General features: G+C 62.9%; 15 protein-coding genes. 5 read left to right on the top strand and 10 right to left on the bottom strand.

Annotated features, from left to right (window positions below; all coding sequences use genetic code 11):
* Positions 1-136: 136 nt before the first annotated feature.
* Complete coding sequence (locus FLQ44_RS01295) at positions 137-3,799, bottom strand: pilus assembly protein (protein WP_147692711.1); 3,663 nt, start codon at positions 3,797-3,799, stop codon at positions 137-139.
* 298 nt (positions 3,800-4,097) lie between these two features.
* On the bottom strand, positions 4,098-5,954 hold the full coding sequence (ilvD, locus tag FLQ44_RS01300; protein WP_147692712.1) for a dihydroxy-acid dehydratase: 1,857 nt from the start codon (positions 5,952-5,954) through the stop codon (positions 4,098-4,100).
* Between the two features lie 220 nt (positions 5,955-6,174).
* Between ilvD and lgt the strand changes: the two genes are divergently transcribed.
* Positions 6,175-6,969, top strand: a complete 795-nt coding sequence (gene lgt / locus FLQ44_RS01305; RefSeq protein ID WP_147692713.1) for a prolipoprotein diacylglyceryl transferase — start codon at positions 6,175-6,177, stop codon at positions 6,967-6,969.
* A 10-nt stretch (positions 6,970-6,979) separates the two neighbouring features.
* Positions 6,980-7,321: a hypothetical protein gene (locus FLQ44_RS01310; protein ID WP_147692714.1), complete on the top strand. Its 342-nt coding sequence runs from the start codon at positions 6,980-6,982 to the stop codon at positions 7,319-7,321.
* Between the two features lie 96 nt (positions 7,322-7,417).
* Here FLQ44_RS01310 and FLQ44_RS01315 read toward each other — a convergent pair whose 3' ends face one another.
* Positions 7,418-7,861 carry an Lrp/AsnC family transcriptional regulator gene (locus FLQ44_RS01315; protein ID WP_017508524.1) on the bottom strand — a complete coding sequence of 148 codons (444 nt, stop codon included), beginning with the start codon at positions 7,859-7,861 and terminating at the stop codon, positions 7,418-7,420.
* Between the two features lie 121 nt (positions 7,862-7,982).
* On the opposite strand from FLQ44_RS01315, the gene FLQ44_RS01320 reads away from it, so the two are divergent.
* The gene (locus tag FLQ44_RS01320; RefSeq protein WP_147692715.1) at positions 7,983-8,597 is read left to right on the top strand and encodes a LysE/ArgO family amino acid transporter; all 615 of its coding nucleotides are present in this window, start codon (positions 7,983-7,985) and stop codon (positions 8,595-8,597) included.
* Positions 8,598-8,706: 109 nt separating this feature from the next.
* Here the strand turns inward: FLQ44_RS01320 and FLQ44_RS01325 are convergent, their stop codons facing one another.
* Positions 8,707-9,594, bottom strand: a complete 888-nt coding sequence (locus FLQ44_RS01325; RefSeq protein ID WP_147692716.1) for a LysR family transcriptional regulator — start codon at positions 9,592-9,594, stop codon at positions 8,707-8,709.
* A gap of 83 nt (positions 9,595-9,677) precedes the next feature.
* Between FLQ44_RS01325 and FLQ44_RS01330 the strand changes: the two genes are divergently transcribed.
* Positions 9,678-10,697: a YeiH family protein gene (locus FLQ44_RS01330; protein WP_240801149.1), complete on the top strand. Its 1,020-nt coding sequence runs from the start codon at positions 9,678-9,680 to the stop codon at positions 10,695-10,697.
* 578 nt (positions 10,698-11,275) lie between these two features.
* A complete protein-coding gene (locus FLQ44_RS01335) occupies positions 11,276-11,629 on the top strand; it encodes a helix-turn-helix domain-containing protein (protein ID WP_147692717.1) in 354 nt (117 codons plus the stop codon).
* Positions 11,630-11,783: 154 nt separating this feature from the next.
* Here FLQ44_RS01335 and FLQ44_RS01340 read toward each other — a convergent pair whose 3' ends face one another.
* The 6 genes from FLQ44_RS01340 to ispF all read right to left on the bottom strand — a co-directional run bounded on the left by FLQ44_RS01340 (position 11,784) and on the right by ispF (position 18,961).
* Entirely contained in the window at positions 11,784-14,126 is a 2,343-nt protein-coding gene (locus FLQ44_RS01340; protein WP_147692718.1) for a heavy metal translocating P-type ATPase, read from the bottom strand.
* A 61-nt stretch (positions 14,127-14,187) separates the two neighbouring features.
* Positions 14,188-15,252, bottom strand: coding sequence for a magnesium/cobalt transporter CorA (corA, locus tag FLQ44_RS01345; RefSeq protein WP_147692719.1), 1,065 nt, complete (start codon positions 15,250-15,252; stop codon positions 14,188-14,190).
* Between the two features lie 104 nt (positions 15,253-15,356).
* Positions 15,357-16,850, bottom strand: a complete 1,494-nt coding sequence (ppx, locus tag FLQ44_RS01350) for an exopolyphosphatase (RefSeq protein WP_369126589.1) — start codon at positions 16,848-16,850, stop codon at positions 15,357-15,359.
* Between the two features lie 83 nt (positions 16,851-16,933).
* On the bottom strand, positions 16,934-17,650 hold the full coding sequence (phoU, locus tag FLQ44_RS01355; RefSeq protein WP_017508517.1) for a phosphate signaling complex protein PhoU: 717 nt from the start codon (positions 17,648-17,650) through the stop codon (positions 16,934-16,936).
* A 134-nt stretch (positions 17,651-17,784) separates the two neighbouring features.
* Positions 17,785-18,447, bottom strand: a complete 663-nt coding sequence (gene rpiA, locus FLQ44_RS01360) for a ribose-5-phosphate isomerase RpiA (protein WP_017508516.1) — start codon at positions 18,445-18,447, stop codon at positions 17,785-17,787.
* A 28-nt stretch (positions 18,448-18,475) separates the two neighbouring features.
* Positions 18,476-18,961: a 2-C-methyl-D-erythritol 2,4-cyclodiphosphate synthase gene (ispF, locus tag FLQ44_RS01365; protein WP_147692720.1), complete on the bottom strand. Its 486-nt coding sequence runs from the start codon at positions 18,959-18,961 to the stop codon at positions 18,476-18,478.
* Positions 18,962-18,982: the final 21 nt, after the last annotated feature.

Consider the following 18,982-nt stretch of genomic DNA (forward strand, 5'->3'; position numbering starts at 1 on the left):
CCGGCTCCCACCTATACCATCACTGCGGGCGAGTAGCCGATACCGGGACAACCCGGCCATCTGGATGCGGGGCACGCGCCAAGCTGCAGCAACCCCCTGGGTCTAAGCGACGTGTACAGTGGCGGCTCTGCCAGCCCTACTTTCCGGTACAGCTGATACCGCCCGTTGAGGTAAAAGAAACGGGACAATCTGAAATGATCTCCCGCCAGCTCACCCTGCGTACCGTACGCCCACCCGGCTCGATAACCGGGCCACCGGTGCCGCCATTGGTATTAGCCAGCAAGGTCGAGTTGCTAATCGCTGTACGCCCCAAAGCCCCCTGCAGGCGTAGGCCAACCACATCAAAAGCATCGGCCTGTTTTCTTGCCAGCGCCGCATCAAGCTGCGAGTGCAAAAAGCGTGGCCGCGTGAACGGACCACCATTCTGGTAGTTCAGCCGCAAAATATAGCTGGCATCGTTGGCCGCACCACACGCTTTGCTACCCACGGCAGACGGAATATACGTTTGCACCTCCAGACGCCTGCGGTCGTAGCGCAAGTGGCCCACCACCCGCTCACCTTCTGCAGGTAGATCGATAAACCAACCTAGCCAATAGCTGCTGTTTTTCACCCGCTCGGTCTGGGGCAAGCCAAATGCAGGAAAAGCATAAGTGCCGCCAGGCCCGGCCACCAGACTACGCGGTGTCACCCCGGTCATACAGGGGGTGGCGTAGATGGTTTGCGGCGGGTACACCAGCGCGCGCTTGGTTACCTTGCGAAAGGTACCCGTAGTTGTATTGGCAATGCTGGCGTTGACCAGCTGTTGCTGCTGTAGCTCCTTGCGCTGGCACACCTGGCCACCGTAATCCCATATGCCGTATATCGAGTCAACACTGTCTTCGCCGACACACTGGGTGCCCGCTTGGTCACACGCATCCAGAAAGCGGCCGGTTCCCACATACACCATCACCCCCGGCCGAGTGGCGGTTACCGGCACGGGTTTGCCGTCCGGGTGCGGGGCAAGCACCGGGGCAGACACGATAGGCTGCGGTAAATTTTTGGGGCCAAGCGCTTTGTAAAGCGGCTGCCCTGCCAGCCCTACTTTCCAGTACAGCGGGTCCTTACTGCTCAGGTCGAACTTCCACAAGTTGCCTTTCAGATCGCCGGCATACACCAGGTCTACCGTACCGTTAGCATCCATGTCGTAGGGCGTGATAGCGGATAGCCCGTTACCCGGCAGCAAACTGGCACTTAAGCGCCAATAGTTGAAACCCGGCAGCCACGCGTGTGTCGGGTTGCTGACAGGCAATACAAACAGGTGCGCCCCGCCTAGCAAGCTGTTGTAACCATTTGGCGCCAGCACATAGTCCTTGCCGTCATTGAGGCGGGCAATGCGTGGGGCTGACTGGTACAGCTTGCCAAGATAAGGGTCATTCAGGTTGCTGAACTCCCACAGTAGCGGGCGGGCATTGGGTAGCGTGCTTTCCTGGATATTCTGCGGCGCGGTAACGTCCAGCAAAAACAGGCTTTCTCCACCACGGCCCTGACTGCCGGCCAGCAGGGTTCGGTATTCGCTACCAATCTGTGCCTCTGCCGTACTGAGCTGGCCATCCATCAGATACTGGTGTTTGGCGCCGTAATCGGTGTCAGCCAGGCTGGCCAGGCGGCCAAGTGCCGGGGAAGGGATATAGGCAAAGCGCTCATCGCCGGTAGCCACGTCAAACGCATGCAACATGCCATCGTTGGCCGCAACATATACCATGGGTGGCCGTAACTGATGCAGAGGCAACTTGTCCGATGGCCTGCCTACATACAAGGGGCTGGAGTCGATGATGTCGCCCAGTAATTCGCTACGCTTGCGGTATTTCAAGCCAGCAGGGCTCTCATTGCTGCGCCCGCCACGCAAGTAATCCACCATCGACGGGTTCAGCCCATTAACGGCCATATTAACCACCCCAAGACCGGCAACAGTGAATGGCAGTGTGCTGGCACCGTTCAGCGTACTGGTAAAGATTTGCCGGTTGCCATTGAGTGCTAACCGCTCGCTGGCACGCCACTTGGGTGGGTTCACAATGAAGTAGCCCTTGCCCAAACGGGCCAGGCCATAAGCATCCAGCTGACCGTACCAGCCATTGGCAGAAAACTGTGCCTGAAAATACAGACTGGCCGCGGTATAAGCCGCACCGCTTACCGCACCGGCACTGTGGCTGGACACACTATTGTCGATATCCTTGAAAGCATCTACCAAGCCAAGACGTAGCTGCTCCGGGTCTTCGGCAGAAATGAAACTGCCACGGCTATTAATAGTGGCATGCCACAGGTCATCGATCTTGGCTGCCCCGCTGCCAAACGGGTCCGGCCACGCGAGTGCCCCACTTTTCAGGGCTGGCAGATCGGTTTTGGGGTCCAGTAGGCCATGCTTGCCCAGCGTTAAACCTATGGTGGTCATATGTTGCTGGGTTTGCGGGTTACTCTCTTTGGCTGGCACCAGGTTAGCCAGTGCAGAAAGGTCGGTCTTCCAGTAATGCATCGCCACGTCGGCCAGTGTATCCGCGACCGTATCAGCATACGGGCGGCCTTCATCACTATCGACATTCCCCATCGACAAGCCTGCTTCAGCATTCCAGCTGCCATCGGTAGTCATCAGGGCGAAGGCGCGGCGACACTCGATATTATCTTTCCAGTATTCACTCTGGTACTTATCACCAGCCCAGCGTAAAGCCCCCCGCAATGGGGTTCCGTTCAGGCTGATGGGCAAAGCCAATAGCCGGTCAAAAAAGGTCTGCCGATTGGTGCCGGAAAAATCACCACTCTGCGGCACAAGAAACTCATAGCTGCTGGTGCCACGCAGATTGATGCTGGCCAAGCCTATGCGGTAAGCCGTGCCTAGGTCGGCAAACGCATGGCTACTGGCCGCTTTGAAAGCCAGAAAACGCGAGCGGTAATACTGGAACCAGTTGGCAAAGTTGATCTGTTCCTCTGCTATGGTGCGGCGTATCTTGCCATCCGCCCACGATAACTCGGCACCGGCATTGATCTCGGTGCCATTGGGCAATTTGCGCTTGTACAGCGTGTTGCCGCGCATCTGGTAGCGGGTATAACTACTGGCAAGATTTGGGTTACCCGATGGCCCGGCATCATAGACATAGAATGTCATCGGGTAATAGCTCACCCCGGTAAGCTGCGACACGCTGCGGCTGGCGGCTGCCTGGCGATAATCGCTGGCCGTCGAGCTAAACCAGTGCACGGCAGGCTGCCCAGCACTGGTGCTGGTGTTGGACACCGTCAGGTTAATACTGCCACTACCTTTTTTAGCCGGGTTCCAGTAAGCCTTGCGCGGGTTGGCATTTTGCAACGGCGCATCGACACCAAAGGGCAGGCCATTACTATCCAGCCAGGGGCGATAAGTTCTGGCCGGGTCGTAGTAAACACTATTATTATGGCTAGACCGCAAGTAAATACTATAGATATTATTATCAGCAAAACTAGGCAGGGCCATATAAATCTGATACCAATCATACTTACCGCCATAGGCTGTACTTAAATCGGGGGTGGTATAGTAAAGCGAGGCACCATAAGTATCGTCCGGCAGCGGAAACAGCCAGCCGTGGTAACTATTAGTCACGCCCTCATCCGGCATGATGTCCCACATCATCGACCCGGAATCATCCAGCAAATACAGCACATTGGGCTCTACCACCTGGCCGGCGCCCAACGGTGTAGCCGGAATGGTGAGCGCCAGCGCGCCCCCTGCCAGCCACAAACACCCCGCCATGAAGGCGCTACGCAGCCACCACTCCAAATTTATCAATAAACGCATGCCAGCCCTTTCCTGCGCCAGGCATGGCTAATAAGCACCAAACAGCCTGACATATTACAGACCAACCTATTCATATCGAAAGCACAAGCGATATAAAAGGCAGCCACGGTATTAAACATAAACCTGCATTTCAGATTGCAGCTTATTATGCACAGCCCGCAGCAAGGCATTTATCGACGGCAATAAAAGTAAATGGCCCAGCCAACAGAAAACAACAATGCGGGTGCCAAATAAAAAACCGCCGCACTGCCCGGGGGCAATACGGCGGTTTTTTTAGCGTGATCGCGTGATCGCGTGCTTACTTGCGCTCTACCTGCGATACATCGCGCACCGCGCCGGTATCGGCACTGGTGGTCATGGCGGCATAGGCGCGCAGCGCCGGGCTGACGACGCGCTGGCGGTCCAGCGGCTTCCAGGCCTGGGCGCCACGGGCTTCCTGTGCAGCGCGGCGTGCGGCCAACGTTTCGGCACTTACCGCCAGCTGGATGCCACGATTCGGGATATCGATCTCGATGGTATCGCCCTCTTCCACCAGGCCAATGGCACCGCCTTCGGCGGCTTCCGGCGACACGTGGCCGATGGACAGGCCGGAGGTACCACCGGAGAAACGGCCGTCGGTGAGCAGCGCGCAGGCTTTGCCCAGGCCTTTGGATTTCAGGTAGCTGGTGGGGTACAGCATTTCCTGCATGCCCGGGCCGCCTTTCGGGCCTTCGTAGCGGATCACCACCACGTCACCGGCCACAACCTGGTCGGCCAAAATGGCTGCCACGGCGTCGTCCTGGCTTTCAAACACGCGGGCGCGGCCGGTGAATTTGAGGATGGAATCGTCCACGCCAGCGGTTTTCACGATGCAGCCACGCTCGGCGATATTGCCGTACAGCACGGCCAGGCCGCCGTCTTGCGAGTAGGCGTTGGCCTGGTCGCGGATGCAGCCTTCCGCGCGGTCGTCGTCCAGCGTGGGGTAGCGCATGCTCTGGCTAAAAGCGATGGTGGTGGGCACGCCGCCTGGTGCGGCGCGGTAGAAGCGGTGCGGCTCGCTATCCGGGCCGTGGCGCATGATGTCCCAGGCCTCGATACCAGCGCCCATGCTGGGGCTGTGTACGGTGGGGATGTCGCGCTGAATCAGGCCGGCGCGGTCCAGCTCGGCCAGGATGGCGATCACGCCACCGGCACGGTGCACGTCTTCCATATGGTACTTCTGCGTGGCCGGTGCCACCTTGGACAGGCAAGGCACGCTGCGCGAGATGCGGTCGATGTCGGTCATCTTGAAATCCACCCCGGCTTCGCTGGCGGCGGCCAGCAGGTGCAGCACGGTGTTGGTGGAGCCGCCCATGGCCACGTCCAGGCTCATGGCGTTCTCGAACGCGGCCTTGGTGGCAATGCTGCGTGGCAGCACGCTGTAGTCGTCCTGCTCGTAGTGGCGTTTGGTGATCTCCACAATCAGGCGGCCAGCCTTCAGGAACAGCTCTTTGCGGTCGGCGTGGGTGGCCAGCAGGCTGCCGTTACCCGGCAGGGACAGGCCCAGCGCTTCGGTCAGGCAGTTCATCGAGTTGGCAGTAAACATGCCGGAACAGGAGCCGCACGTCGGGCAGGCGCTGCGCTCTACCTTGTCTACATCCGCGTCGGATACAGCGCTGTTGGCCGCTTCCACCATGGCGTCGACCAGGTCCAGCTTGCGGATGTCGTTGCCCCACTGCACTTTGCCGGCTTCCATCGGGCCGCCGGACACAAACACCACCGGGATGTTCAGGCGCAGCGCGGCCATCAGCATGCCGGGGGTGATCTTGTCGCAGTTGGAGATGCACACCAGCGCGTCGGCGCAGTGGGCGTTTACCATGTATTCCACGCTGTCGGCGATCAGGTCGCGGCTGGGCAGGCTGTACAGCATGCCGCCATGGCCCATGGCGATGCCGTCGTCCACGGCAATGGTGTTGAATTCTTTGGCTACGCCGCCGGCGCGCTCGATTTCACGCGCTACCAGCTGGCCCATATTGTGCAGGTGCACATGGCCGGGCACGAACTGGGTAAAACTGTTGGCAATGGCAATAATGGGCTTCTGGAAGTCTTCGTCCTTCATGCCGGTAGCGCGCCACAGCGCACGGGCACCGGCCATATTGCGGCCTGCGGTAGAGGTTTTGGAACGGTATTGCGGCATGGCTTTATCCTTTGGGTCTCTTTGCCTGCGCCACGGGGGCACAGCCTGAATCTTGTCCTGTTTACGCGCATCGCCGCTTCTGTGAGCAGCTGGCAGGAACTTCCGGGTGCGTGAAGTTTCTGTTAATGGCACCATCCCGTCATGATCGCGTCGGGACGCCACCTGGCGCTTTCCGTATAATTTAGATCTTCCTTTTACCGCAAACACACATTACTGACAAATGCTGATCCATCCTCAGTTTGACCCCGTAGCCATTCACCTGGGCCCGCTGGCCGTGCACTGGTACGGCCTGATGTACCTGCTGGGCTTTGGCCTGTTTCTGTGGCTGGGCAATCTGCGCGTAAAAAGCCAGCCATGGAGCGGCTGGTCTGCCAAAGACCTGGACGACTTCCTGACCTGGGCCGTGCTGGGCGTGGTGCTGGGCGGCCGCCTGGGCGAGGTGCTGTTTTACCAGCCCGGCTACTACCTGCAGCACCCGGCAGAAATCCTGATGGTGTGGAAAGGCGGCATGAGCTTCCACGGTGGCTTTATCGGCGTGCTGGTGGCCATGGCGCTGTTTGCGCGCAAGCAAGGCAGCAGCTTCTGGCAGGTGGCCGACTTTGTCGCCCCGCTGGTACCCACAGGGTTGGCCGCAGGCCGCGTGGGTAACTTCATCAATGGTGAGCTATGGGGCCGCGTGGCACCGGCCGACCTGCCGTGGGCGATGGTTTTCCCGCGCGTGGACATGCTGCCGCGTCACCCGTCGCAGTTGTACCAGGCGCTGCTGGAAGGCGCGGCGCTGTTTGTCATCCTGTGGCTGTTCTCGGCGCGCCGCCGCCCGGTGGGGCAGGTGTCGGCGGTGTTCCTGATGGGCTATGGCAGCTTCCGCTTTATTGCCGAGTTCTTCCGCACCCCGGACGCCGGCATTTTCGGCCAGTCCGACGTGATCAGCATGGGCCAGTGGCTAAGCCTGCCGATGATCGTGGCCGGCATTGCGCTATACCGCTGGGCTGCCCGCCAGCCGCAAACTGCCTGAGGAGCCTGCCATGAAAGCCTTTATCCCGCTGCTGCTGTGCAGCCTGCTGGCCGGCTGCGCCACCTACCAGTGGCGCCACGGCGACGGCACCCGCAACTTTGATGCCGAAAGCTACCCGTGCAAACAGGAGGCCGCCAAAACCTTCCCGCCCGAGATGCGCGAGCGCGTAGCGCGCCCGGCGTCGTTTCAGCCGCCACGGCAGGTCTGCGGTGCCAACAACCAGTGCACCTGGACGCCGGGCTACTGGGAGCCAGAGCGCCGCGAAAGCTTTGACGCCAATGCCGAGCAGCGCGAAGACATGTACCGCAGCTGCATGAAAGCCAAAGGCTGGGCGTACATCCGCGTGGATTAAGCGCCTGCGGCTAACCTTGGCCGCAACGAACAAGGCCCTGCCGCATGGCAGGGCCTTGTTGTTTGTAGAGTGACCGTACTAGCAGGCGGCCACCACCTAACGTGGCGGGCACACCGGCCGTGCCGATAGCGGCGTAGACAGAATGATGCTGGTGCGCGTCTCGCCCAGGTCGTTCAGGTGCGACACCAGCAGCTCCAGGTGCTGCACATCGCGCGCCAGCACGCGAAACACATAGGAATCCACCCCGGTCACGTGGTGGCACTCTTGCACCTCCGGCATGGCGGCCAGCCTGTCCAGCAGCGTTTTCTTGGCCGGCTGCGGCACGGTAATGCCCACCAGCGCCGACAGCGCATACCCCGCCTTCAGCGGCGCCACTACCGCGTGGTAACCACGTATCACCCCCGCCTCTTCCAGCCGTTTGACGCGCTCCGACACCGCCGGCACCGACAGCCCCACCGCCTGCGCCAGCTCGGTCAGCGATTGGCGGGCGTTGTCCTGCAGTGCGGCCAGAATGGCCCACGATTTGGCGTCTACTTCCATTTGTTAAGCCTTTCTGCCGTTTGGCCTGAATTTCTTAGGCCAGCATAGCGCATCGCCTGCATCACGGCATGGGCAGCCACCGCACGCCACGCCACACTATGCAGCAGCAAAGGAGAACACCATGAGCCTGTTTCTGGAAGCGGCCGCCATCGGGCTGGCCATTGCCGCGCCGGTGGGCCCCATCGGCCTGCTGTGCATTGAACGCACGCTGCGCCGTGGCCCGGCCACCGGTTTTGTCACCGGCCTGGGCGCCGCCAGCGCCGATGGCCTGTACGCCAGCGCCGGTGCCGCCGGCATGGGCACGCTGCTGCACCTGCTCAGCGCTATCGCCACGCCGATGGCGCTGGCCGGTAGCGCCCTGCTGCTGTACATGGGCGTGGGCTCGCTGCGCCGTGCTGCGGCCAACCATGCCGCCCAGGCGAGCGAAAACGGCGGGCTGTTGGCGGCCTACCTGTCGGCACTGGGGCTCACCCTGAGCAACCCGATGACCATGCTGTCGTTTATTGCGGTGTTTGCCAGCCTGGCCGGCGGCCAGCAACCCGGCCCGGCGGATGCGGTGCTGATGGTGGCCGGCGTGTTTACCGGCTCGGCGCTGTGGTGGCTGCTGCTGGCCTACGGCGGCGGGCGCCTGCTGGCCCGGCTGGGGCCGGCCGGGCAACGGCGTATCAACCAGCTGTGCGGCGTGCTGCTCATCAGCTTTGCCGCGCTGATGGCCTGGCGCACGCTGGCAGGCTAAACACGGTTAGCAAGCACCGCTAACACAAGCTGGCAGCGCACCTGGGCCAAGGCGCGGCGACGCAGACAGTAACCGTGGTACGGCAAGGCAGCGCAGGATCTGGGTTGGGTTAGCGGCCCTCAGGCGCCAGGCCGTCCAGCTGCAGGAAGGCGCGCATGCTGCTGCCCGGCGCCTTATCGCGGTGGCGGATGCACCACAGCGTGCGCTGCAACGGCGGCAAGGCGGTGTGCAGCGGTACCAGCGCGCCGCTGTCCAGCAGCTCGGCCACCACGCGGCGCGACAGGCAGCTCACCCCCAGACCGGCGGCCACCGCACGTTTGATGGCCTCGGAATCGCCCAGCTCCATTTCCACGTTCAGGCTACCCAGATGCGGCAGCAGCACGCGCTCTACCTCCTCGCGGGTGCCGGAGCCCGCCTCGCGCAGCAGCCACGGCGCACCAGCCAGCTCGGCCAGGCTCACCGGCCGCCCCGCCAGCGGGTGGTTGGCCGCAGCAAACACCAGCAGCTCGTCTTGCTGCCACGGCAAGCTGTGCAGCGCCGGGTGGTGGCACGGGCCTTCTATCAGGCCAAAGTCGGCCTGCAGTGCCGCCACCGCCGCCACGATGTCGCGGGTATTGGCCACCTGCAGGCTGACGCGGCATTGCGGCCAACGCTGGCGCAAGGCCGCCAGCCGCTGCGGCAGCAAATAGTTGGCAATGGTGGTACTGGCGCCCAGCCGCAGCGACAACGCCGCCTCGCCAAACAGGTCTTGCAGCGCCGCGGCGTCGTCCAGCAGCGCCCGCGCCCGTGGCAATAGCGCGCGGCCGTGTTCGTTCAGCTGCAGGCCACGGCCGATGCGGTCAAACAGCGGCACGCCCAGCGCCTGCTCCAGCTGCGCCAGCGCCTGGCTGGCGGCAGATTGCGACAGCGCCACCTCGGCCGCCGCCCGCGTCACCGACTCGCAGGCGGCCACCGCAGCAAATACTTCCAGTTCACGTAGCGACAGTCTTAGCGGCATGATTGATCGGTTTTAGTGATTGGTATCATTCATATTATCCGTTTTACCACTGAATAGCAGCCCACTAAGCTTGGCTTATTCACATGGGCAATAACGATATGAAGATTCTGGATAAGCAACACGGCCTGCTGCTGGCGGGTGCGCTGGCACTGGCTTCGCTGTGGCTGGCCACCCTGCAATGGTTGGCCGCACACGGCGTGTCCGCCCTCACGCTGGCCATGCTGCTGGGCATACTGGCGGCCAACCTGGGCCCGCGCCACACCCGCCCCGCCCCCGCCACGCTGGCGTTCTGCAAGACCACCCTGCTGCGCGCCGGCATCGTGCTGTTCGGCCTGCGCCTCACACTGGGCGAGCTGGGCCAGCTGGGCGCCACCGTGTGGCTGATCGACGCGGCAGTATTGTGCAGCACCTTCGCGCTGGCGCTGTGGGCCGGCCCGCGGCTGGGGCTGGACCGCGAAAGCAGCGTGCTGATCGGCGCCGGCAGCGCCATCTGCGGCGCGGCGGCGGTGATGGCCACCCAGCCGGTGATCCGCGCCAGCGGCGAGCGCGCCAGCCTGGCGGTGGCGGGCGTGGTGCTGTTTGGCAGCATCGCCATGCTGCTGTACCCGGCGGCCTACCCGCTGCTAGCCAGCCTGGGGGTGAGCGACACGGCTTATGGTGTGATGACCGGCTCCACCCTGCACGAGGTGGCGCAGGTGGTGGCCGCCGGCAAGGCGGTAAGCGAACAGGCGGCCAACGCCGCGGTGCTGACCAAGATGCTGCGCGTAATGATGCTGGCGCCGTTCCTGCTACTGCTGGCTGCGTGGTGGCAACGCCGCCAGCCGCAGGCCAGCGGCCAGCGTGGCCGCATCACCATCCCGTGGTTTGCCTTCGGCTTTGTGGCGATGGTGGCGCTGAACAGCAGCGGCTGGCTGCCGGCCAGCGTGGTGGCCCCGCTGCAGCAGCTCACCACCCTGCTGCTAGCCACCGCCATGGCCGCACTGGGGCTGGACACCCGCGCCAGCGCCATCCGCGCCGCCGGCTGGCCACCGCTGCTACTGGCCGGGCTGCTGTTTGGCTGGTTGATGGTGGGCGGCGGGCTGTTTAACTGGCTGCTGGGGTGAGCGGTGTCACGACCGGGGCCGTAGCCTGGATAAAAACCGTAACCCGGATAAGCCGCTGGCGCATCCGGGTAAATCCATTGACACAGCTGGCCACATGACTAGAGGGAGCAGACCCTGCGGTCTAATGTCAGTCAGTTAGGCGAATGTACATGGCTATCAAGTAGGAGAGCGTGAGTGAAGCGCCCCTTCCCGTTGGCGCGAGCCGGGCAAAATGGTGCGCCCCAGGTTTTAAGACGCCGATTTGTGTGAGCCCCGAGCCGTTAGCGAGGGGCGAGTTCGGCGGTGCCTGGGGCGCACCATTTTGCCTGGGGTTTCGAGCAGCCCCGGGTTGCGGGGGTATGAAAAGGGGGCGGCAATCCGCCCCCTTTCCCGTCTGCCGGGCGGAACCGGCATTTAAGCATCGTCCGCATCGCGGACACGAAAGCACGCTTCAACGCGACAAACCTCTAGCAAAAAAATGCCAGTCAGCCTTAACTGACTGGCATTACCCCTGTGGCCAACCTTTTTTGACCAAACCGGCTACCCGAGTGAAGGCGCGTTGGAGATTGGGTAGAGACGAGAAGCTGTAGAATGGCAGTATGAAAGAGATTCTTATCAGACAAATACTCGCGACCAACCTCCGTAATTGGATGAACTCTGCGGAGGGTGAGTTGGGTACACAACTTGGTCTTTCATCAAAAGCAGGTATTGCACAATCGACTATCGGGCGAATGCTTAGCTGTCAAAATTCGGCCAATATCGATGTCGTTGAGCAGATCGCCCGGGCATTTGGGCGATCTGCTTCAGAGTTGCTTGAAAACCCGACCTCTGGCCACATTCAATACGACAGGACTGGATATGATGGTCTTTCTACTGAAGATCGCAGCAGCATTGAGCGGTATATTGCCTTTGTAATATCAGAGTCCAAAACCTGTAAACAGAGAGTGGACTAAGAGCACCGAGGGTGGGAGCAGGCACTGCAACTCATCAATCAACCACGAGGCAATGCTTGGTTGCACATCACCAACCCTGCGCACTCGCCCCCGGATGCGCCGTTGGCTTATCCGGGCTACCAGTGGCTACACACGCCACACAGCACACCTCTCATCACCGCCAGCGCCGCAGCAGCAGCGCGTTGCTCACCACCGACACCGAACTTAGCGCCATGGCCGCGCCGGCCAGCACCGGGTTGAGCAGGCCCAGCGCGGCCAGCGGGATGCCCAGCACGTTGTAAACAAAGGCAAAGAACAGGTTCTGGTGGATCTTGCCCAGCGTGGCGCGCGCCAGGCGCAGCGCGTCGGCCAGGTGCTGCAGGTTGCCGTGCATCAGCGTGACATCCGCCGTGTCGATGGCGATGTCGGCACCGGCGCCCATGGCAAAGCTGACGTCGGCTACCGCCAGCGCCGGGGCGTCGTTGATGCCGTCGCCCACCATGGCCACGCGGCGGCCGGCGGCTTGCTGGCGCTGGATGTAGGCGGCCTTGTCCTGCGGGCGCTGGCTGGCGTGTACCTGGCGTATGCCAGCCTCGGCGGCGATGGCGTCGGCGGTGGCCTGTTTGTCGCCGGTGAGCATCACCACCTCTACCCCCATGGCGTGCAAGGCGGCCACGGCGGCGGCGGAGCTTGGCCGCAGGCGGTCCGCCAGGGCCAGCAGGGCCAGTGGCGTATCGCCGGCAGCCAGCGCCAATACGGTTTTACCCTGCGCGTACAGCGCTGCGGCCTGCGGCGGCAGCTGGCCCAGCGCCCACTGCGGCTCGCCCAGGCGGTAGGGCTGGCCGGCAATCTGGCCGCGCACACCATGGCCGATGTCGCTGTCAAAAGCGGCTAGATGCGGCAGCACCAGCTGGCGGGCGGTGGCGGCCTGCACGATGGCTTGCGCCAGCGGGTGCTCGGCGCCCTGCTCCAGCGTGGCAGCCAGCGTGAGCACCGCGTCGGGCTCGATGCTGGCCAGCGGGATGATGTCGGTAAGCTGCGGCTTGCCTTCGGTCAGGGTGCCGGTTTTGTCCACTACCAGCAGGTCGATGTTGGCAGCATGCTGCAGGGCGGCGGCGTGGCGAAACAGTATGCCGCGCCGCGCGCCCACGCCCACGCCCACCATCACCGCCGTGGGCGTGGCCAGGCCCAGCGCGCACGGGCAGGCAATCACCAGCACCGCCACGGCGTGAATCAGCGCCTGCTGCCAGCTGCCGCTCCACCAGGCAGTGGCCAGCAGCGTGAGCGTGGCCATGGCCAGCACCACCGGCACGAAAATGGCCGAGATGCGGTCGGCCAGCGCTTGTATCGGCGCCTTGCTGCCCTGCGCCTGCGCCACGGCGCGCACGATGGCGGCCAGCTGCGTGGCCTGGCCCACGCTGGTGGCGCGTACCTTGAGCATGCCGCCGGCGTTCTGGGTGCCCGCGTACACGGTGTCGCCTTCGCCACGCGCTACTGGCAGGCTTTCGCCGCTGAGCGCGCTTTCGTCCAGCACCGCGCTACCGGCCAGCACGGTGCCGTCCACCGCTAGCCGCTCGCCATGGCGCAGCACCACCACATCACCAGGCAACAGCTTGCCGATGGCGACCTCGTGCAGCTGGCCGTCGCGTTCCACGTTGGCCGTTTTGGGCGACAGCGCCAGCAGCGCCTCGATGGCACCGGCGGTGCGGCGTTTGGCGCGGCTTTCCAGCAATTTGCCCAGCAACACCAGCGTGATGACCGACACGCTGGCCTCGAAATACACGTGCTGGCTGTGGTCTGCGGCCAACGTTACCCACGCCGACAGCAGCCACGCCACGCTGGTGCCCAGCGCCACCAGCACGTCCATATTGGCGGCGCCGCTGCGCAGCGCGTGGTAGCCGCCGCGATAGAAACGCCAGCCCACGATGAACTGCACCGGCGCGGACAGCAGCAGCTGCCATTCGCGCGGCAGCCAGCCGTGGTGGCCGCCGCCGAACATGGCCACCATCTCGCCGACAAACGGCAGCGTTAGCAGCAGCGCCAGGGCAAACCAGGCCAGCTCGCGGCGGTCGTCGTGCTGCGGCGTGGCCGGCGCGGCATCATCCAGCACGCTGGCGCCAAAGCCGGCGCCCTGCACCACGGCCACCAGCTGTTCGGGGGTATACAGGCCGCTGGCAAAACGCAGCTGCGCGGTTTCGCTGGCCATATTGACGCTGGCCTGCACACCGGGCTGGCGGTTTAGCACTTTTTCGATACGTTGGCCGCAGGCGGCGCAGCTCATGCCGCTTAGCGCCAGCGTCAGCACGCTGTCCGGCACGCTAAAGCCTGCGCGGGCGATGGCGTCCAGCACTTGCTGCAACGAGGATTGCACCGGGTCGTACTGGATATCGGCGCTTTCGCTGGCAAAGCTGACGCTGGCGGCCACGCCGGGCAGGCGGTTCAGCAGTTTTTCGATGCGCAGTGCGCAGGCGGCGCAGCTCATGCCCGTGACGGGCAGGTGCAAATGGGCGGTGTTCATGCGGCATTACCGGGTAACAGACAGCACCATCCTATACCCCACAGGGGTATTTAACAAGCTGCTACAGCCAGCGCCGGCGCCAGAACACCAGCAGCAAAGCGGCGGCGATCAGCAGCATCAATCCAATGATGTAGAAGTAGCCGTAGTGCCAGTGCAGCTCGGGCATATTGTCGAAGTTCATGCCGTAGATACCGGCAATCAGCGTTAGCGGCATGAAGATGATGGTGATCACCGTGAGCACGCGCATCTGCACGTTCAGGCGGTTGGACTGCGCCGACATGTACAGGTCCAGCATGCCGCCGATGGCTTCGCGCGCGGCTTCCAGCGATTCGATCAGGTGCAGGGTGTGGTCGAAGGCATCGCGCAGGTACACCATGGTGTCGCGCTGGAAGAAAGCGTAATCGCCACGGGTCAGCGTATTGAGCACTTCGCGCAGCGGTACCAGTGCGCGGCGCAGGCGCATGGCGTCCTGCTTCTGGCGCTGGATGCGCGCCAGGATAAAGCGGTCGTGCCCGCTCAGCACCTGGCGGTCCAGGTCTTCGACACGGGCGTTGAACTGGTCCAGCACGCCAAAATAGTCGTCGATGATGGCGTCCAGCAGCGAATAGCCCAGGTAGTCTGCCCCCAGCTGGCGCACCAGGCCACGCCCGGCCTGCAGCCGCTCGCGCAGGCTGGTAAACACGCCCAGCGGCTGGGTCTGGAAGGTCAGCACAAAGCCGCTGCCGATCACCAGATACACCTGGTCGTGCACCAGGCGCTGGCCTTCCGGCTGGTAGCGGTACACGCGGGTGGCTATGAACAGGTAGCTGCCGTAGTCGTCCACCTTGGGCCGCTGGCGGATGTTGGCAATGTCTTCCAGCACCAGCGGGTGCAGGCCAAAGCGCTGGCCGATGGCTTGCAGCACGGCAGGGTCGGTTAGCCCGTACACGTTCAGCCACAGGTTGGGCAGCTGCGCCCGGTGCGCCAGGCCTTCTTCTACCGTGGCAAAGCGGGTCTCCAGGTAGTCGTCGGCGGTGTACTCCACCAGCGAGATACTGCTGGCCACCGCATCACCAGCCGATGCGGCCAACGTACCGGGGGCCTCGCCTAGCGTGGGGTGGCGCTGTTTCAGCTCGGGGTGGCGCATGGCTGTCCTTTTTTGCAACGCTGATACGTGACAAAGCCGCACCGGGGTGCGGCCAGGCTGGGTGACAGCGGCCTGCGCCGCTGCGGTTCATGCTGCCCGCGGGGCTAATCGCCGCGCAGCTCCAGTGCCACACCAATGGCACGCCACTGGGCGATTTCCTGGCGGAAGGCAGCGGTGGTAAGCGGGTTGGCCGCCAGCCAGTCTTTGCCTACGGTCAGCGCGTAGCCGTTCAGGGTGGGCGTCAGGCCGTGTACGGCGTTGATGTCCAGCTCGTTACGGCTGCGGTAGAACAATGCGGCCAACCTGAGCGACAGCACAGCAGGCCACAGGGCCGGGTCGGCTACCTCTTTTACCATTTTGCCCATGTCACCACGGTGACCCAGCACGATGGTAGCCAGGGTGCTTTGTTCGCGGCGCGAAAAACCGGGCATGTCGGCATTGGTCAGCACATAGGCCGAATGCTTGTGATAGGCAGCGTGGGCGATGGTCAGGCCGATTTCGTGCACTTTGGCCGCCCAGATCACGCGCTTGAGCATGTCCGGGTCCAGCGCGTCGCCCGATACCAGGCGGAACAGGCGTTCGGCCAGCGCGGCCACACGCTGCGCTTGCGGTACGTCTACGTGGTAGCGGCGCTTGAACTGGGTGATGGTGGAATCGCGCATGTCTTTTTCGCGCTGGCGGCCCATCAGGTCGTACAGCACGCCGTCGCGCAGTGCGCCGTCGGTCACGATCATCTGTTCGATGGCCAGCGATTCGAAAATGGCGATCATGATGGCCAGGCCACCCGGCAGCACCGGCGCACGGTCATCTTTCAGCCCCTGAATCCGGATCTCCTTGCTGTGCCCGCAAGCGATCAGGTCGTCGCGCAGGCGCTTCATGCCACGCAGGGTGATTTCGCCATTGCTCCAGCCGTTGGCTTCCATCATGTCGCGCAGCGCGCGCGCCGTGCCGGAGGTGCCCACGGCCAGCTGCCATTCGCTGGCCGGGTATTCGTGCACGATGCGCTGGATTTCGTTACGGGCAGCCAGCTCGGCGTCCCGAAAAGCGTTCTTGCTGATCTTGCCATCCACAAAAAAGCGTTTGCTGAACACTACGCAGCCCAGCGGCAGGCTTTCGGTTACGTGGGCTTTGTAGCCGCTACCAATGATGAATTCGGTAGAGCCACCGCCAATATCTACCACCAGGCGGCGCTCTTTGGTGGCCGGCAGGCTGTGGGCGGCGCCCAGGTAAATCAGGCGGGCTTCTTCGCGGCCGGCAATGATTTCGATGGGGAAGCCCAGCAGGCGCTCGGCTTCCACGATGAATTCGGGGGCGTTTTTCGCCACGCGCAGGGTGTTGGTACCCACCACGCGTACCTGTTTCGGGTCCAGCCCGCGCAGGCGCTCGCCAAAACGGCCCATGCAGGCCAGGGCGCGCTGCAGGGTTTCGCTATCAAGGGTTTTGTCGTCTTGCAGGCCACCGCCCAGGCGCACGGTGTCTTTGAGGGAATCCAGGGTATACAGCTGGTCGTCTACCACGCGGGAAATCTGCAGCCTGAAGCTGTTGGACCCCATATCTACGGTAGCCAGCACGTCAAACGGGGGCTTAACGGAGCTCAAATGTCACCCCTTCTCTCTTGTCAGTAGGTCAATAAAAAACGGCGGTAACCGATGTTACCGCCGCTTGGCCCTGCGTGCCACGCTTATTGCGTAGCAGCATCACCCAGAGATTCGCGCTTTTTGTCTTCCAGCGAGGTGTGGCGAATGTCTTTGCCCTTCACCAGATACACCACGTATTCGGAGATGTTCTTGGCGTGGTCGCCGATACGCTCGATGGCTTTGCAGATGAACATGGTGTCGATGGACATGCTGATGGTGCGCGGGTCTTCCATCATGAAGGTCACCTGGGCACGCAGCTCGGACGCGTAGTCCTGGTCCAGCAGCAGGTCTTGCTCGGCCAGCTCGATGGCGGCGGTAGCGTCCAGGCGGGCAAAGGCGTCCAGGGCGCGGTGCAGCATGCCCAAGGCGACTTCGGCCATTTTGGCGGCTTCACGGAAACGCGGTGCCGGGTAGCGGCCGGTCTGGTACATGGTGCGGCCAACGCGGGCAATCTTTTGCGCCTCGTCGCCAATGCGCTCCAGGTCGGTAATGGTCTTGATGACGGTGATCACCATGCGCAGGTCGCTGGCGGCTGGCTGGCGGCGCGCAATGATGTGCTGGCAGTCTTCGTCGATCTGCACTTCCAGCGCGTTGACCTTGGTGTCGTCGGCCACCACTTTGTCCAGACGGTCGACATCGCCGCTTTGCAATGCGTCCATGGCGGCACGGATTTGCTGCTCTACCAGCCCGCCCATCTGCAGTACGCGGGTACGGATGGTTTCGAGCTCCAGGTCAAACTGTTTGGAAATATGTTCGGGCATGGCAACCTCGTCGGGAATTGACTCAACGCGTCATGATATGGCGGCCAGATGACAGTTATGTTTCATCTGCACAGAAAAGGCCGACCCGGCACCGGCTTGCAGCAGCAAACCAACACCGGGCCGGCCCACCGGGTTTAGCGCAGCTCTTTTACCCCGTCTGGCGTACCCAGCAGCAGTACGTCGGCACGGCGCTGGGCAAACAGGCCGTTGGTGACTACGCCCACGATCTGGTTGATCTGGTTTTCCAGTTTTACCGGCTCGGCAATCTGCAGGCCGTGTACATCCAGAATGATATTGCCGTTATCGGTGGTAACACCCATGCGCCATTCCGGGTGGCCGCCCAGCTTCACCAGCTCGCGCGCCACGTGGCTGCGCGCCATCGGGATGACTTCTACCGGCAGCGGGAACTTGCCCATGATCTCCACGTACTTGCTCTGGTCGGCAATGCAGATGAACTGCTGCGCCACGGCCGCCACGATTTTCTCGCGCGTCAGCGCCGCGCCACCGCCCTTGATCATGTGTAGATGGTGGTTTACCTCGTCGGCACCGTCTACATACACCGGCACTTCGTCCGGGCCCACGGTGTTCAGGTCGAATACCGGAATGCCGATGGCTTTCAGGCGCTGGGTAGAGGCCTCGGAGCTGGAAACCGCGCCCTTGATGCGGCCTTTGATCTTGGCCAGCTCGTCGATAAAGAAGTTCACGGTGCTGCCGGTACCCACGCCGACGATGCAGTCTTCCGGTACGAGCTTGACGGCAGCCTGGGCTACCAGTTGTTTCAGTTGGTTCTGGTCCATGTGTGGCACTCCAAAAGGGAAAGAAAAATCAGTTTGCGGGCACCAGCAGGCATACGGCCTGCGTTTCTATTGCCTCGGCGCGGCCCAGATAGCCAAGCTTTTCGTTGGTCTTGCCTTTCACATTGACGCACGCCACGTCGATGTCCAGCAGCTGGGCAATGCGCGCGCGGATGGCGTCGATATGCGGTGCCAGCTTGGGCGCCTGGGCAATGATGGTGCTATCCACGTTCACCAGCTGCCAGCCGGCGGCACGCACGCGGCGCATGGCTTCTTGCAGCAGCACGCCGCTATCGGCGCCTTTGAACGTGGGGTCGGTATCGGGAAAGTGGCGGCCAATGTCGCCCAGCGCGGCGGCGCCCAGTACGGCGTCGGTAATGGCGTGCAGCAGCGCGTCGGCGTCGGAGTGGCCAAGCAGGCCTTTGTCGTGCGGGATCGTTACCCCGCCCAGGATCAGCGGGCGGCCTTCTACCAGGCGGTGTACATCGTAACCCTGGCCTATACGAAACGGTGTCATGTCTTGTCCTTGCAAAAGGTT

Source organism: Vogesella mureinivorans (assembly GCF_007644035.1).
Taxonomy (GTDB): Bacteria; Pseudomonadota; Gammaproteobacteria; order Burkholderiales; family Chromobacteriaceae; genus Vogesella; species Vogesella mureinivorans.

What these genes read in the sequence shown, in the direction of transcription:
- FLQ44_RS01295 (WP_147692711.1), bottom strand. Translation starts at nt 3,799, where the DNA reads ATGCGTTTATTGATAAATTTGGAGTGGTGGCTGCGTAGCGCCTTCATG.
- ilvD (WP_147692712.1), bottom strand. Translation starts at nt 5,954, where the DNA reads ATGCCGCAATACCGTTCCAAAACCTCTACCGCAGGCCGCAATATGGCC.
- lgt (WP_147692713.1), top strand. Translation starts at nt 6,175, where the DNA reads ATGCTGATCCATCCTCAGTTTGACCCCGTAGCCATTCACCTGGGCCCG.
- FLQ44_RS01310 (WP_147692714.1), top strand. Translation starts at nt 6,980, where the DNA reads ATGAAAGCCTTTATCCCGCTGCTGCTGTGCAGCCTGCTGGCCGGCTGC.
- FLQ44_RS01315 (WP_017508524.1), bottom strand. Translation starts at nt 7,861, where the DNA reads ATGGAAGTAGACGCCAAATCGTGGGCCATTCTGGCCGCACTGCAGGAC.
- FLQ44_RS01320 (WP_147692715.1), top strand. Translation starts at nt 7,983, where the DNA reads ATGAGCCTGTTTCTGGAAGCGGCCGCCATCGGGCTGGCCATTGCCGCG.
- FLQ44_RS01325 (WP_147692716.1), bottom strand. Translation starts at nt 9,594, where the DNA reads ATGCCGCTAAGACTGTCGCTACGTGAACTGGAAGTATTTGCTGCGGTG.
- FLQ44_RS01330 (WP_240801149.1), top strand. Translation starts at nt 9,678, where the DNA reads ATGGGCAATAACGATATGAAGATTCTGGATAAGCAACACGGCCTGCTG.
- FLQ44_RS01335 (WP_147692717.1), top strand. Translation starts at nt 11,276, where the DNA reads ATGAAAGAGATTCTTATCAGACAAATACTCGCGACCAACCTCCGTAAT.
- FLQ44_RS01340 (WP_147692718.1), bottom strand. Translation starts at nt 14,126, where the DNA reads ATGAACACCGCCCATTTGCACCTGCCCGTCACGGGCATGAGCTGCGCC.
- corA (WP_147692719.1), bottom strand. Translation starts at nt 15,252, where the DNA reads ATGCGCCACCCCGAGCTGAAACAGCGCCACCCCACGCTAGGCGAGGCC.
- phoU (WP_017508517.1), bottom strand. Translation starts at nt 17,650, where the DNA reads ATGCCCGAACATATTTCCAAACAGTTTGACCTGGAGCTCGAAACCATC.
- rpiA (WP_017508516.1), bottom strand. Translation starts at nt 18,447, where the DNA reads ATGGACCAGAACCAACTGAAACAACTGGTAGCCCAGGCTGCCGTCAAG.
- ispF (WP_147692720.1), bottom strand. Translation starts at nt 18,961, where the DNA reads ATGACACCGTTTCGTATAGGCCAGGGTTACGATGTACACCGCCTGGTA.